The sequence below is a fragment of the Clostridium sp. CTA-5 genome (genome assembly GCF_054768135.1).
Genome location: NZ_BAAAAT010000002.1, coordinates 135950 through 151171, shown reverse-complemented (window position 1 = coordinate 151171; position 15222 = coordinate 135950). Strand labels below are relative to the sequence as shown.

The following is a 15222-nucleotide window of genomic DNA, read 5'->3' as shown; positions in this document are numbered from 1 at the left end:
AAATAGTGTTTGATACTATGATATAAAAATTTAATTAAAACAAAGTAAAGAATAAAACTTTTAAGATTTATGCTGCACTCTAATTTATTGATTTAACTTATTATAAAGTTATGAATTAATAAATTAGAGTGCAGTTTTTTGTTTATTAGGAATTTATATTATTGAGAGATTTTTAATAAATAAAATCATAATTTTATTTTAAGATTGGAAGATAAAATATAAGAATAAAGAAATAAAAGTATCAATAGAAAACAGTGATTAGAAAGGAAATAATATAAATTTTGAGAATAAATATAATAATTGGGTAATAGATAAAATGGCTTTAATTTTTACTGAACCAATGAGTAATTATCTAAAAATATAATAAATATAAAAAGATAAATTTAGGAGGAACATGAAATGAGTGTACAATATAAGTTCCTAGAAAATTTTTTATGGGGAGCAGCTACGTCAGGACCTCAATCTGAAGGAAGATTTGATAAAAAACATGATAATATATTTGATTATTGGTATGATGTAGAACCAGAAATGTTTTTTAATAATGTAGGACCTGATAGGGCATCTAATTTTTATAATGATTATAAAAGAGATATAAAATTAATGAAAGAAATAGGACTAAATAGTTTTAGAACATCAATTCAATGGACTAGATTAATTAAAGATTTTGAAACTGGAGAAATAGATGAGGACGGAGCAATATTTTATAATGCAGTAATTGATGAATGTATTGCAAATAATATTATTCCTATCATAAACTTACATCACTTTGATTTACCTGTAGAATTATATGATAAATATGGTGGATGGGAATCTAAACATGTCGTGGAGTTATTTGTTATATTTGCTGAGAAATGTTTTGAATTATTTAGTGATAAGGTTAAATATTGGACTACATTTAATGAACCTATGGTTATAGTAGAAGGTCAGTATTTATATAAATTTCATTATCCTAAAATTGTTGATAGTAAGAGAGCAGCTCAAGCAATATATAATTTAAATTTAGCATCAGCAAAATCAATACAAGCTTTTAGAAAAATGAGATGTGATAATGAGGAAGGGAAAATAGGAATAATTCTAAATTTAACGCCAGCATATCCAAGATCAAATAATGTAGATGATATAGTAGCTTCTGAAATAGTTGATAGTTATTTTAATAAATCATTCTTAGAACCAGCAGTTAAAGGATATTTTCCAGATTTACTTGTTGAAATGTTAAGAAAAGATAATATTTTATGGGAATCAACTGATGATGAATTAGAAATCATAAATAAGAATACAATAGACTTTCTAGGTGTTAATTATTATCAGCCAAGAAGAGTAAAAGCAAAAGAATCACAATTTGATGAAAAGAATGTATGGTTGCCAGATAAGTATTTTGATAACTATAAGATGCCAGGAAGAAGAATGAATCTATATAGGGGATGGGAAATATATCCTCAATGTATGTATGATATTGCTATTAATATAAGAGATAATTATAATAATATTCCTTGGTATATTTCAGAAAATGGAATGGGGGTTGAAGATGAAGAAAAATATATAAATAAAGATGGTATGATAGAAGATGATTATAGAATAGATTTTTATAAAGAGCATTTATCATATCTTCATAAAGGAATAATAGAAGGTTCAAATTGTTTTGGATATCATGCATGGACTTCAATAGATTGTTGGTCTTGGTGTAATGCGTATAAAAATAGATATGGATTTATTGCATTAGATTTAGATACACAAGTTAAAACAATAAAAAAATCAGGAAGATGGATTAAAAAGGTTTCAGAAAATAATGGTTTTTAATTTTGTAGATGGAAAAGTTTTAATGCACTTATAAAAACAGCCTCAAAATATTTTGAGGCTGTTTTTTTATATTATATTAAATTAGTTGGTTTTCATTTAATGCAATTAACTTCTTCATAGTTCTTTTATTTTCATACATTAATTTATCAGCTCTAGATATTAAATCATTTAAGTTTATGTCTTGATCAAATTTAAAGTTATCATATCCTATTGCAGTGCTAAGCTTAAGATGTGAGTTTAAATTATGCTCTGTAATCATAGAATGTAATGTATTAAGTTTATTTTTTAAATTTTTTTCAGAAATATTAATCAAAATAGTTATAAATTCATCACCACCAATACGGTAAGAATGTCCAATTCCGCTGAAGTTTTTATTTAAAATATTAGCAAATGAATTTATTAATTTATCACCACTATTATGTCCTAAAGTATCATTAATTTCTTTAAGATTATTAATATCCATAGATAAACACCATATTGAATCATATGAATTTAGATTTTTGTTTATATTTATAATTTTTTCTTCAAATGCAGCTCTATTTTCAAGAGCGGTCATTATATCAGTAAAAGCCATTTTTTCATAAATTGTAGATTGTATTGATGAACGGTAGTAATTAAAATGTGAATTTATAACATATCCTAGTTGTATCATTATAAAGAATAATACTCCCATTTGAAAACATATACCATAGTATGCTGAAATATGGAGATAAAATAATGTTATATCTATTAATGTGCCAATTAACATTGGTATTATTGAAATTTCAAAACATTTACTTCCTATAATTCTATTTTTTCTAGAAATTATTATTATATATAAACAAAGAATACTATTTGTAATTATTAGGATATGGGAAATAAATAACATACTTCTAAAATCAAATATACCCAAAGAATTTAAAAGAGATTGTACAATAAAATTAGTTAAATCTAAATAAATTATTGGGATTAATATTTTATTATATTTTTTATTTGTTGTTTCTAACATTATCATTATTATTGGTATTGAAACCAACATTAATGACATAAATGTTAAATTGTTAAGTAAATAAGGATTTTGTATTAGCAATTGCATGATATTTGTTTCAGAAATTGAATATGTAGTTGCTAATAATGCAAATATTCCTATTGAAAATAAATGAAATAAATTATTTATTTTTTTTAATAGTGCTATTCCTAAAATATTAAATATTATTATTGTAAAGTTAATCATCAAAAATAATATAATATAATTTAAAATTTGACTAGATATAAGATTGTAAATGATTTCGGATTTGGTTCCTATTAATGGTGTTTTTATATCATAAGGTAAATAAGGATTTGATCCCATCTTAACCTGGAAAGTTAAATTCTTATTATAAAGTTCACTAGGTAACTTTATAATATGTAAAGTATTTTTGCCACGATTTGAAAATTTATCATAACTATCATCAGAAAAATTAAATATTAATTTATCATTTATATACACATCTAAATTAGCAAATCCGGTACGTAAACATAATAGTTTATCGTTACTCAAATTATCCTCTTTAATAGTTGTAGAAAAAGAATAAATAGTACCTTTAGAATACTTTAAATTGAGAGGAAATTTAATCGTAGCTTGTTCATCAGTAAATTTGTTTATAAAGATCCAATTATTATCTAAATTAATAACACTTTTCTCAATAAATTCATTGTTATTATAATGCATAAAAATACCCGAAATAATAATTGATATTAAAAAAAGAACTACAGAAAATACTAGTAGCTTTACAATAATATTTTTATGATCAATTCTAACCAATTTATTCATATTAACACCACCTTGAATTATAACAATTAAAAGGCTTTGAAATTATAAAATACAATTATATTAATTTATAAATTTAATACATATTTTAGTGTAATATTTTTATCTAGAAAATTTTTAATTATATAATAAATTATACCATATTTTTTATTCTTTACATATAAATAATGTTTAACATAATAAAAAAGATGGTAAATAAAAATACTTTATTTACCATCTTTTTTAGAAATTTATTTCATTAATTTTACAAGTACAGCTTTTTGTGCATGTAATCTATTTTCTGATTCATCAAATATTTCTGATGAATGTTCTTCTAAAACTTTAGTTGTTATTTCTTCTTCTCTATGTGCAGGTAGACAATGAAGTACAATAGCATCATTTTTAGCTACACTCATTATCTCATCATTTACTTGGAACCCAGCAAATGCTTTAATTCTTGCTAGTTGTTCTTTTTCTTGGCCCATGCTTGCCCATACATCAGTAATAATAACATCAGCATTTTTAGTAGCTTCTAAAGGAGATGTTGTTGTTGTGAATTTAACATTTTCTTTTTCAGCAATTTCTTTAGCACGATTTAAATATTTTTCATTAGCAGTATAATCTTGCGGTGATGCAATAGAAAAGTTCATTCCAACTTTTAAGCAACCAACTATTAAAGAATTTGCCATATTATTGCCATCACCAATAAATGCTACATTTAAACCTTCAAGAATATTTTTATATTCCCTAATTGTCATTAAATCAGCTAAAACTTGGCAAGGATGCTCTTCATCAGTTAATCCATTTATAATAGGAATTGAAGAATTTTTAGCTAAAACTTCAATATCTTTTTGAGAATAAGTTCTAATCATTATTCCATCTAAAAATCTAGAAAGAACTCGTGCAGTATCTTGAATTGGTTCACCTCTACCAATTTGTAAGTCTTTATTACTTAGAAATAAAGCATTTCCACCTAATTGATACATACCAACTTCAAAAGATACTCTTGTTCTAGTTGAAGATTTTTCAAAAATCATTCCTAAACTTTTTCCTTTTAAATGATGATGTTCTATACCATGTTTTTGTTCATATTTTAGCTGATCAGCCAAATTTAATATATCCAAAATCTCTTCTTTAGAGAGATCATCCATCTTTAATAAATCTTTTTGCATATAAAATAACCTCCATTTTATTCCTAATTAAAATTTAATTTAACACTATGTTTTAAGTGAGTGTTGATGTTTTAAAACATAGAATTATTAGTTAATAGAATTTAGTACATCAAGTAGAATATATATTCCTTGTTTTAATTCATCATTGTTTATTACTAAAGGTGGTAATAATCGTACTGTATCTTTACCAGCTGTAAGTACTAATAACCCTTTTTTTAGAGCTTCTTTTTGAACTAATGAAGGAGGACATTTAGTTTTAATACCAATCATTAATCCCATACCCCTAACTTCTAATATTTGATGATTATTAGATTTTGTTAATAGGTCTTTTACGTAAGCACCTTTTTTAGATATTTCATCAAAAGATTTTTCTGTGCAAAGAGTATCAAGTACAACTAATGCACCAGCACAAGCAACTGGATTTCCACCAAATGTAGAACCATGATCGCCAGGATTAAATACATTTTCTACTTTTTTAGAACAAAGAATTCCTCCAATAGGAAGACCAGCGCCTAAACCTTTAGCAACAGTAACTATATCAGCATTAATATCAAAATTATTAAATCCAAACATTTTTCCAGTTCTAGCAATTCCACATTGAACCTCATCAAATATTACAAGTATGTCTTTCTCATTACATATTTTCACTAAACTTTGTACAAACTCTTTATTAAGTGGAAGTACACCACCTTCACCTTGAATAGCTTCTAACATAATAGCACAAACATCAGAGGTTAATTTTGCTTTAAAATCATCAAGATCATTTGCATTTACATAATTAAAGCCTTCTGTGAATGGAAAGAAATATTGATGAAATTTATCTTGACCAGTAGCTTTTAATGTAGTTATAGTTCTTCCATGAAAAGATTGTACTAAAGAAAGAATAGTAGACCTTCCTTTTCCATACTTATCATAACTATATTTTCTAGCAAGTTTTATTGCACCTTCATTAGCTTCAGCTCCTGAATTTGCTAAAAATACTTTGCTCATTTCAGAGATTTCAGTTAATTTTTTAGCAAGTTTAACAGTTGTATTATTAAGAAATATATTAGATGAATGTTGAAGTGTTTTCATTTGGTTAGTAGTAGATTCAATCCAAGTTTTATGATTATAACCTAAACTATTTACACCTATACCACTTGTAAAATCTAAATATTTATTATTATTTGTATCATAAAGGTAAACACCATTACCATAAGATATTACTGGTTCTAAAAAATTATAAGAATTGACTAAGCATTCTTTTGCTTCATTAAAATCATATGACATAAAAAGTACCTCCCATATAAAGTGAATTTCAACTCTGGTTTAATATTGATATTTTACTTCTAAATTAAATAGAGTTTTAATAAATCATAGTTCCCATACCTTCATGAGAAAATAATTCTAAAAGAATAGAGTGGGGGATACGTCCATCAAGAATAGTTGCATTTTCAACACCCATTCTAATTGCTTCTACACAACAATCAATTTTAGGAATCATACCACCTTTTATTACTCCCTCTAAAGAAAGTTTTGGGATTTGATGTAGTCTTAATACACTTAGAAGGGAATCACTATCACTTGGATCCATAAGTACTCCAGGCACATCGGTAAGCAGTATTAATTTTTGAGCTTTTAATGCAGCAGCTATTTTTGAAGCACATATATCTGCATTTATATTGTAAGCTTTATTATCATCTTCACCTAAGGCAATGCTTCCAACAACAGGGATATATCCTGCAGATAAAGCTGTTTTTAAAATATTAGTATCTACAGCAGTTATTTCCCCAACATATCCTAAGTCAATATCAGATTTAAGTTTTTTAGCTCTAAGAAGACAACCATCAATTCCACATAGTCCAATGGCTTTACCTCCGAATTTTTCTATTAATGAAACTAAATTTTTATTTACTTTTCCGCCCAAAACCATTTGTACTATATCCATAGTATCTTCATCGGTATACCTTAATCCATTGATAAATTCACTTTTTTTATTTAGTTTATTTAAAAAGTCTGATATATCAGGACCACCACCATGTACTACAACAGGATTAATACCAACACATTTCATTAAAATAATATCATTTATTACAGTTTCTCTAAGCTTATCACTTATCATTGCATTTCCACCATATTTAACAACTATAGTTTTACCATAGTATCTTTGAATATAAGGTAGAGCATGAATTAATACTTCAGCTCTTTCATTATGATTCAATTAAATACACCCCCTATATTTATTTAATTTACTATGTTTTAAGTGAATATTGATATTTTAGTATAAGGGCGAACTGGCATTGGAATTTGCTTTTTAGAACTCTTAATGAAGATTTGTACAATTAATTGCTTGTCACAATATTGATTGGGAGCATGCGTTAATTGGACTAAGCTTTATTTTAGAGTTCTTAAAGTAAATTCCCCTGTCCATGTGAGATTTATACTAGAATATCAACACTGTTTAAAACACAGTCATTTAATTACATATTGCTTTAGCTTCTATAATCACCATTAATTTTTACGTAATCGTAGCTTAAATCACATCCCCAAACGCAAGCATTACCATCACCTAAAAATAAATCTACCTTAATAGTAATTTCATCTTGAATAAGTATTTCTTTTGCTTTGCTTTCATTAAATTCTATTGATGTTCCATGTTCACACACTTTAATAGAACCGGCGCAACTTTCAAAATAAACATCAACTTTATTAGGATCAAAATCGATTTGTGCATATCCTAAAGAACATAAAATTCTTCCCCAATTAGCATCGCTACCAAATATAGCTGTTTTAACTAAATTTGAATTAACTATACTTTTTCCTAAAGTTACTGCATCATCTTCAGTTTTTGCACCTGATATTTTACATTCAATTAGTTTAGTAGCACCTTCACCATCTTTAGCAATATTTTTAGAAAGTTTTATATTTAAATCATTTAATGCATTTAAAAATGCTTCATATTTTTCATCTTTTTCAGTAATTGGATCATTTTTAGCAAGTCCGTTGGCTAAAATTAATACCATATCATTTGTACTTGTATCACCATCAACACTAACTCTGTTATAGCTTATTTTTACACTTGATTTTAATGCTTCATCAAGTAATTCAGGAGAAATAGCTAAATCTGTTGTTATAAATGAGAGCATGGTTCCCATATTAGGTTCAATCATTCCAGACCCTTTTGCCATAGCACCTAATGTTATTTTTACATCTCCAATATAAAATTCTAATGCTAATTGCTTTTTAAATGTATCTGTTGTCATAATGGCAGAAGAAGCATCTTCATATCCTTTTTTAGCTAATTCTTTAGTAAGTAAAGGAATACCATCTTTTATAGCATCTATATTTAAAGGCACCCCAATTACCCCAGTTGATGCAACTAAAACATCATCAGTTTTTATATTTAATTCTTTTGCTTGAAGCATAGCCATTTTTTTAGCTTTTTTTAATCCATCTTCTCCATTACAAGTATTTGCATTACCGCTATTAACTATAATTGCTCTTGCTTTTTTATTTGATAAATGCTCTTTTGTTATATAAAGTGGAGCACCTTTAACTTTATTTTTTGTAAAAACTCCAGCAGCATTTGAAGGAACTTCAGAATAGATTAAAGCTAAATCTTTTTTTATTGTACTTTTTTTTAGTCCGCAATGTATTCCTGAAGCTAAAAATCCTTGAGGAGAAGTTACTCCTCCTTGTATATAATTAATATCCAAAATTATAACCCCCTTCTGAATATAAAATTTTTAATCGATAATTTTAGAATAATCTTATATTATTTAAATTTATTTAGTCTGTGTCCTGAGTGTATATTATCAATACAATTTTAAAACATAATCTTTTTTACTTATTGCTTAAAAGGTATATATTATCAAAAAGCTGGTGAGATAAGTTTTAATCCATCATCTTCATTAAACCCTAAAGTAAGATTCATATTTTGAATCGCTTGCCCAGCTGCTCCTTTAATCATATTATCAATAGTACTTATAATTATTATTTGATTTTTTCTATGATTTAAATGTAAAGAAATATGGCAATTATTTGATAAACGTATGTTTTTAATTGCTGCAATTTCTCCTAATGGTAATACTTGAACAAATGGAGCATCTTTGTAAAAATCATTATATAATTTGTGCATATATTCAAGGTCTACATTATCCTTTGGAGTACAGTAAATTGTTGAAAGTATTCCTCTATTTATTGGAAGTAGGTGAGGAGTAAAGGTGACGTTAACTTTTTTATTAGCTATAGATGATAATATTTCTTCAATTTCAGGAGTATGTCTATGATCACCTATTTTGTATGGAGCAAATGATTCATTTTCTTCCGGAAAATGTGTACCTAAACTTAAGGATCTTCCAGCGCCTGTTGTACCAGACTTTGAATCACAAATAATATTATTTGTATCTATTAAAGAATTTTTTAATAATGGCATTAATCCAAGTTCTATACTAGTGGGATAACAACCAGGATTAGCAATTAAATGAGAGTTTTTAATTCTCTCTTTATTTAATTCAGGAAGCCCATAAACACTTTGTTCATGAAGCTTTGGATAAGAAAACTCTTTTCCATACCAAAATTTATATTCATTTTCATCACTTAATCTAAAATCTGCTCCTAAATCTATACAAATTTTTTTATTATCAATTACTTCTTTAGCTATATCTTCACTTAAACCGTGTGGAAGTGCAGTAAATATAACATCACATTTTTTAACAACCTCATTCATATTTTCACAAATAAGATTTGTTTTATTAAAAAAGTTTTTATATATACTATTAATTTCTTGCCCCTCAAAAGAAACGGAGCTTATGGCTCCAATCTCTATTTTAGGGTGGTTTAATAGTAGTCTTAAAAGTTCACAACCAACATATCCGGTAGCACCAATTATTCCAACCTTAATCATTTCAATCATTCTCCTTCATTAAATTAATAAATTTCTCCAATTCATTAATTTGTAATTTTACTGATTGAGTAGAAGGCCCCCCAATAACATTTCTTTCTTCAACACAAGTTAATAAATCTATTGCTTTGTATATATCTTCATCAAATATAGGAGAGAATGTCTTAAGTTCATCTAAAGTCAATTCTTCAATCATTTTATTTTGTTTTATACATTCAAGTACAATCTCACCGACTATTTCATGAGCATTTCTAAATGCAACACCTTTTTTAACTAAATAATCAGCCACATCAGTAGCGTTAGTAAATCCTAATGCAGCGCTTTTTTTCATATTATCTTTTTTTACTTTCATAGTTTTAAGCATTCCAGTAAAAGTCTTTAATGATAATGTAACAGTATCTAGTGCATCAAAAAGAGCTTCTTTATCTTCTTGCATATCTTTATTGTAAGCTAAAGGTATTCCCTTCATAACAGTAAGTAAAGTAATAAGATCCCCATAAACTCTACCGGTTTTACCTCTAACAAGTTCAGCAACATCAGGATTTTTCTTTTGTGGCATTATACTACTACCAGTACTATAAGCATCATCAAGTTCAATAAAACTAAATTCTCCAGTACACCAAAGAATAATTTCTTCAGAAAATCTTGAAAGATGCATCATAATCAATGATAGGGTAGATAAAGCTTCAATAACATAATCTCTATCAGAAACTGAATCCAAACTATTTAAAGTTATTTTAGAAAATCCAAGATTTTTTGCAACAAGATTTCTATCAATAGGATAAGTAGAAGTAGCTAAAGCTCCACTTCCTAAAGGCATCTCATCAGTTCTTTTATAAGTATCATCTATTCTTCCGATATCTCTTTTAAACATTTCAGCATAAGCTAATAAATGATGAGCAAAAGTGATTGGTTGAGCCTTTTGCATATGAGTATATCCAGGCATTATAGTTTCTATGTTTTCATTAGCTTTTTCTAAAAGAACTTCTTCTAAATTTAAAACATCATATTTTAAATTAACTAATGCTTTTTTTAAATATAGTCTTAAATCAAGTGTTACTTGGTCATTTCTACTTCTAGCTGTATGAAGCATTTTTCCATAATCACCAATATAATAAGTTAAAGTACTTTCAACAAAGCTATGAATATCTTCCGAAGTAGAATCAATTTCAATAACCCCGTTATCCATTCTTTTAAGTATTTCTAAAAGTCCAGAAGTTATTCTATCACTAGCTTCTTTAGGAATTATTTGTTTTTCTCCTAGCATTGAAGCATGAGCTAAACTTCCTTCTATATCTTCTTTATACATTCTTGAATCAATGTTAATAGAAGAATTAAAATCATTAACTAATTCATCTGTTCCTTTTTTAAATCGTCCGCCCCAAAGTTTCATAATTATTTCTCCTTTTTATTTAATGCTTCGTTCATTTTAGCTCTAACAACTAAAGGAAGGCCAAATAAACTTATAAATCCTGCTGAATCTTTTTGATCATATACTTGATCTTCTCCAAAAGTAGCATATTCTTCACTATATAATGAGTAAGGAGATGTCATACCTGCATTTACAATGTTACCTTTGTATAATTTTAATTTGACTTCTCCTGTAACGGTTTCTTGAGTCTTTTTAACAAATTCAGATAAAGCTTCTCTAAGTGGAGTAAACCATAAGCCGTCATAAACTAATTGTGCAAATTTAAGAGCAATTTGTTGTTTGTATTGAGAAGTATCTTTATCTAAGCAAAGCTCTTCTAAAGCTTTATGAGCTTCATATAAAATTGTTCCACCAGGAGTTTCATAAACACCTCTTGATTTCATTCCAACAAGTCTATTTTCAACCATATCGATAATACCTATAGCATTTTCTCCACCGATTCTGTTTAACTCTTCTAAAAGTTCAACACTAGGCATTTTATCTCCATTTAATGCAACTGCATTTCCTTTTTCAAAAGTTAATGTTATATAAGTAGGTTTATCAGGTGCATCTTCAAGAGTATTACAAAGCTCTAATATTTCTGAATATTTAGGTTCATTAGCTGGATCCTCTAAATCTAAACCCTCATGACTTAAATGCCATATATTTTTATCTTTACTATAGTTAGTTTCATAATTTATTTTGATAGGAACTTTTTTTGCTTCTGCATAAGCTATTTCTTCTTCTCTTGATTTTATATCCCAAATTCTCCATGGTGCTATAATTGGCATATTAGGAGCAAAAGCTTTAATTGCTAATTCAAATCTTACTTGGTCGTTCCCCTTACCAGTACATCCGTGGCAAATTGCATCAGCACCTTCAGCTTTAGCAATTTCTACTATTCTTTTAGCAATCAAAGGTCTTGCAAATGAAGTCCCTAAAAGATATTTTCCTTCATATACTGCATTTGCTTGAATAGTAGGGAATATATAATCATTAACAAATTCTTCTGTTAAATCTTCTATAAAGATTTTAGAAGCCCCAGTTTTTATTGCTTTTTCTTCTAATCCTTCTAGTTCGTCTTTTTGCCCAACATTACCAACTACAGCTATAACTTCACATTTATAATTTTCTTTAAGCCATGGTATGATTACAGATGTATCTAATCCTCCTGAGTATGCTAAAACTACTTTTTTAAATTTTTTCATTTTTAAAGCCCCCTTAATTAATATTGAAAAACATATATATTAATATTATGTTCAAAAAATCATTTTTTATAATTATACAATTATATGTATAAATAATCAATAACTTTATGCATAAAAATAAAACAAAAATATTGACAATGTTATTTTTAAATACTTACTAAAAATTAATATTTATATAAAATTATTAAAAAAATCACTTTATTTTTAATAAAAACATATAATAAACTCGTTAAAAGTAATTTTATATTTATAAAAATAAAAAACGAGCAATATATAATATTAATATTTATAAAAAATATGTGTAATTATATTCATATAAAATATATAAGTATTCACAAATAATGTATAAATATAAAATAAAAGAATTGCGAATAGTATTAATATTACATAAATGATATAATTTAACTTGAAGTTTAATGAAGAAAATAATAATAATTTATCATGTATTAATTAAAGGAGGGGATTTTAAATTGAATTTTGATAAGAAAAGATTTAACTTATTTACATCGAATGCATATATACAAGTAATTTTAAAAATTATTAAAGTATTTTTAATAGCTACTCTATGTCTTTTACCATTAGTTATTATAGGGATATTATTTAATAATGGAAAAATACCTTCATGTTCTATAGTAATTTGCTTAATGGTTGGTTCATTATTAGCAATAAAACAGGAGTTTGGATCATTAAAGGTAGTAGGATTTACAAGTAAAAATGTCTGTAAACATATTTCATATGGACTTGCTCTTTGTATAATTTATTACTTAACAATAATAGGAATAAATTTATTATTAGGATATAGTATAGCGATTAAACCATTTTTTAATATAGGAATGATGGTTATGTTAAGTAACTATATAATTGTTGGATTTTCGGAAGAAATTTTATTTAGGGGATATATTTTTAAACTTGTTTATAAAGAGACACATGTAGCTAATAAAGCGGTGATTATACAAGCAATTATTTTTTCGGCAATTCATATTGTCAATCCAACATATGAAAATTTACTTGAATTTATTTATGCTCTTATTATTGGTATTATATTAGGCTTTTTAGTTTTACAACAACAAAACCTATGGGGTGCTATTGTTTTTCATATATTATTCAATTGTGTAAATGAAATATTAATACTAAATAAGTCTGTCTATGTTGTTTTAACAGGATTTGTTATAGTCGAATTATTTCTTATAAGTGTTTATAAGAAAAATCAAATACACGTAATTAAGAATTGAGTTAGTTACTATTTAAGTTAATCTTATATAAGAATCTAGGAGGATTTAAGTGGAAATTATATCAGGTATAATTGCTGTCTTAATAATGATAATAATTGGAATGCTTTTTGGAAGAATAATGGAACTTGCAGGTTTGATTTTTAAAGCAATTATTAAACTTATTAGGAAACTGTTTTGATATGTGTTTATATCAAATGCTATTTATAGTATATTACATTACATATAGAAATAAATTGGAGTATAGGAGTGGATATATAAATAGAAATGTAATTTAATATAATAAATTTATTGAACAATATTTTTTATTGTGTTACAAGAGTTATTTATTATTTAATTAATATATATTGGAGGTAAATAGTGTGTCGGAAATTATTAATTTATTTGAAATTTATATAGATAACAAAGTAGGGTACATGAAACCACGTGGAGATAATAAACTTGGTTATATAAATCAGCATGGAGAAATAGTCATTCAACCAAAATTTAATATGGGATCTGAATTCTCAGAAGGAGTTGCTGCTGTAGCACTAAATGATAAGTTTGGATTTATAAATAAAAATGAAGAGATAGTTATTGATTATAGATTTGATGACGCGAATTCTTTCAAAGAAAGTTTAGCTGGAGTAAAAATTAAAGATAATTGGGGCTATATCAATAAAAATGGCGAAATCATAATAAAACCGCAGTTTGACTTTATAGCATATTTTTCAGAAGGTTATTCTTATGTGAGAAATAAGGATAGAAAGTATGCTTTTATAAATTCTAAGGGTGAATTTATTACTGATTTTATATATGATCATGTAGGGAGTTTTTCAGAAGGTTTAGCTAGGGTTAAAACAAATGAAGGATGGAATTATATAGACAAATCAGGTAAAAAAATATTTGATTCAAGTTTTGAAGTTGCTTTCGGCTTTAAGGAAGGCTTAGCACCAGTAAAGATTGATGGAAAATTAGGATTTATAGATAAGTCTGGAAATTTAGTAATATATAATGAATATAATATAGCAGACGGGTTTTCAGATGGATTAGCCAATGTAAAGTTAAATAATAAATGGGGATATATAAATAAGAAAAATGAGATGATTATAGAACCTAAATTTGATAATGCATTTAGTTTTAAAGAAGGAAGAGCATTTGTACAAATAAATGATAAATGGGGTTGTATAAATAAAAATGGAGATATGATTATTAAACCACAATTTGATTTTGCACTTAATTTTACAAATGGACTAGCACGAGTGTTTATAAGTGAAATGAGAATACCAATATATATAGATAGAAATGGAAATAGAGTGTGGACACCTAGTAATTTATCGGGTAAATAGTAAAATATAGATTAAAATAAAAGGCTGTGTTTTAAAACAGTGTTGATATTGTAGTATAATAGCCAACTGGCATTAGAATTTGCTTTTTAGAACTCTTAATGAAGATTTGTCCAATTAATTGCTTGTCAAAAGTGAGAATCCAAATTTTATATTTGGTTCTTCGAACTTTCACAGAGTACAATCCTTGATTGGGAACACGCATTATTGGACTAAACTTTATTTTAGAGTTCTTAAAGTAAATTCCCCTGTCCATGAGCGTTATACTACAATATCAACATTCACTTAAAACATAGTCACAAATAAAAAAATCGCCAAGGCGACTGTGGAGCCGTCGATTTTTTTTACGCATCTGCCTTTTCGAACGTATGTGAGAAAAATCTGGCAGGCGAATATATTTTCTTTTTATTCTTTAGGTTTTATTTCTTAA

12 protein-coding genes are annotated in these 15222 nt (G+C 26.5%); 4 read left to right on the top strand and 8 right to left on the bottom strand.

The features are described 5' to 3' along the window. Positions 1–399 precede the first annotated feature (399 nt). Positions 400–1797 carry a glycoside hydrolase family 1 protein gene (locus ACYUET_RS06005; protein WP_460278402.1) on the top strand — a complete coding sequence of 466 codons (1398 nt, stop codon included), beginning with the start codon at positions 400–402 and terminating at the stop codon, positions 1795–1797. Positions 1798–1873: 76 nt separating this feature from the next. On the opposite strand, the gene ACYUET_RS06000 is transcribed toward ACYUET_RS06005, so the two are convergent. The 8 genes from ACYUET_RS06000 to ACYUET_RS05965 all read right to left on the bottom strand — a co-directional run bounded on the left by ACYUET_RS06000 (position 1874) and on the right by ACYUET_RS05965 (position 12238). Beyond that, positions 1874–3589, bottom strand: a complete 1716-nt coding sequence (locus ACYUET_RS06000; RefSeq protein WP_460278401.1) for a diguanylate cyclase domain-containing protein — start codon at positions 3587–3589, stop codon at positions 1874–1876. A gap of 227 nt (positions 3590–3816) precedes the next feature. Beyond that, positions 3817–4737, bottom strand: coding sequence for an ornithine carbamoyltransferase (argF, locus tag ACYUET_RS05995; protein WP_460278400.1), 921 nt, complete (start codon positions 4735–4737; stop codon positions 3817–3819). 87 nt (positions 4738–4824) lie between these two features. Further along, positions 4825–6006, bottom strand: a complete 1182-nt coding sequence (locus ACYUET_RS05990; protein WP_460278399.1) for an acetylornithine/succinylornithine family transaminase — start codon at positions 6004–6006, stop codon at positions 4825–4827. A gap of 76 nt (positions 6007–6082) precedes the next feature. Beyond that, the gene (gene argB / locus ACYUET_RS05985; RefSeq protein WP_460278398.1) at positions 6083–6937 is read right to left on the bottom strand and encodes an acetylglutamate kinase; all 855 of its coding nucleotides are present in this window, start codon (positions 6935–6937) and stop codon (positions 6083–6085) included. 271 nt (positions 6938–7208) lie between these two features. Continuing rightward, complete coding sequence (gene argJ, locus ACYUET_RS05980) at positions 7209–8432, bottom strand: bifunctional glutamate N-acetyltransferase/amino-acid acetyltransferase ArgJ (RefSeq protein ID WP_460278397.1); 1224 nt, start codon at positions 8430–8432, stop codon at positions 7209–7211. A 155-nt stretch (positions 8433–8587) separates the two neighbouring features. Continuing rightward, the gene (gene argC / locus ACYUET_RS05975) at positions 8588–9622 is read right to left on the bottom strand and encodes an N-acetyl-gamma-glutamyl-phosphate reductase (RefSeq protein ID WP_460278396.1); all 1035 of its coding nucleotides are present in this window, start codon (positions 9620–9622) and stop codon (positions 8588–8590) included. A 1-nt stretch (position 9623) separates the two neighbouring features. Next, positions 9624–11012, bottom strand: a complete 1389-nt coding sequence (gene argH, locus ACYUET_RS05970) for an argininosuccinate lyase (RefSeq protein ID WP_460278395.1) — start codon at positions 11010–11012, stop codon at positions 9624–9626. A gap of 2 nt (positions 11013–11014) precedes the next feature. Next, a complete protein-coding gene (locus ACYUET_RS05965) occupies positions 11015–12238 on the bottom strand; it encodes an argininosuccinate synthase (RefSeq protein ID WP_460278393.1) in 1224 nt (407 codons plus the stop codon). A 470-nt stretch (positions 12239–12708) separates the two neighbouring features. Here ACYUET_RS05965 and ACYUET_RS05960 point away from each other — a divergent pair, with 470 nt between their 5' ends. The 3 genes from ACYUET_RS05960 (at position 12709) to ACYUET_RS05950 (ending at position 14795) form a co-directional block, all read left to right on the top strand. Beyond that, on the top strand, positions 12709–13470 hold the full coding sequence (locus ACYUET_RS05960; protein ID WP_460278391.1) for a lysostaphin resistance A-like protein: 762 nt from the start codon (positions 12709–12711) through the stop codon (positions 13468–13470). Between the two features lie 49 nt (positions 13471–13519). Continuing rightward, on the top strand, positions 13520–13648 hold the full coding sequence (locus ACYUET_RS05955; RefSeq protein WP_460278389.1) for a hypothetical protein: 129 nt from the start codon (positions 13520–13522) through the stop codon (positions 13646–13648). 181 nt (positions 13649–13829) lie between these two features. Next, entirely contained in the window at positions 13830–14795 is a 966-nt protein-coding gene (locus tag ACYUET_RS05950) for a WG repeat-containing protein (protein WP_460278388.1), read from the top strand. Positions 14796–15222 lie beyond the last annotated feature (427 nt).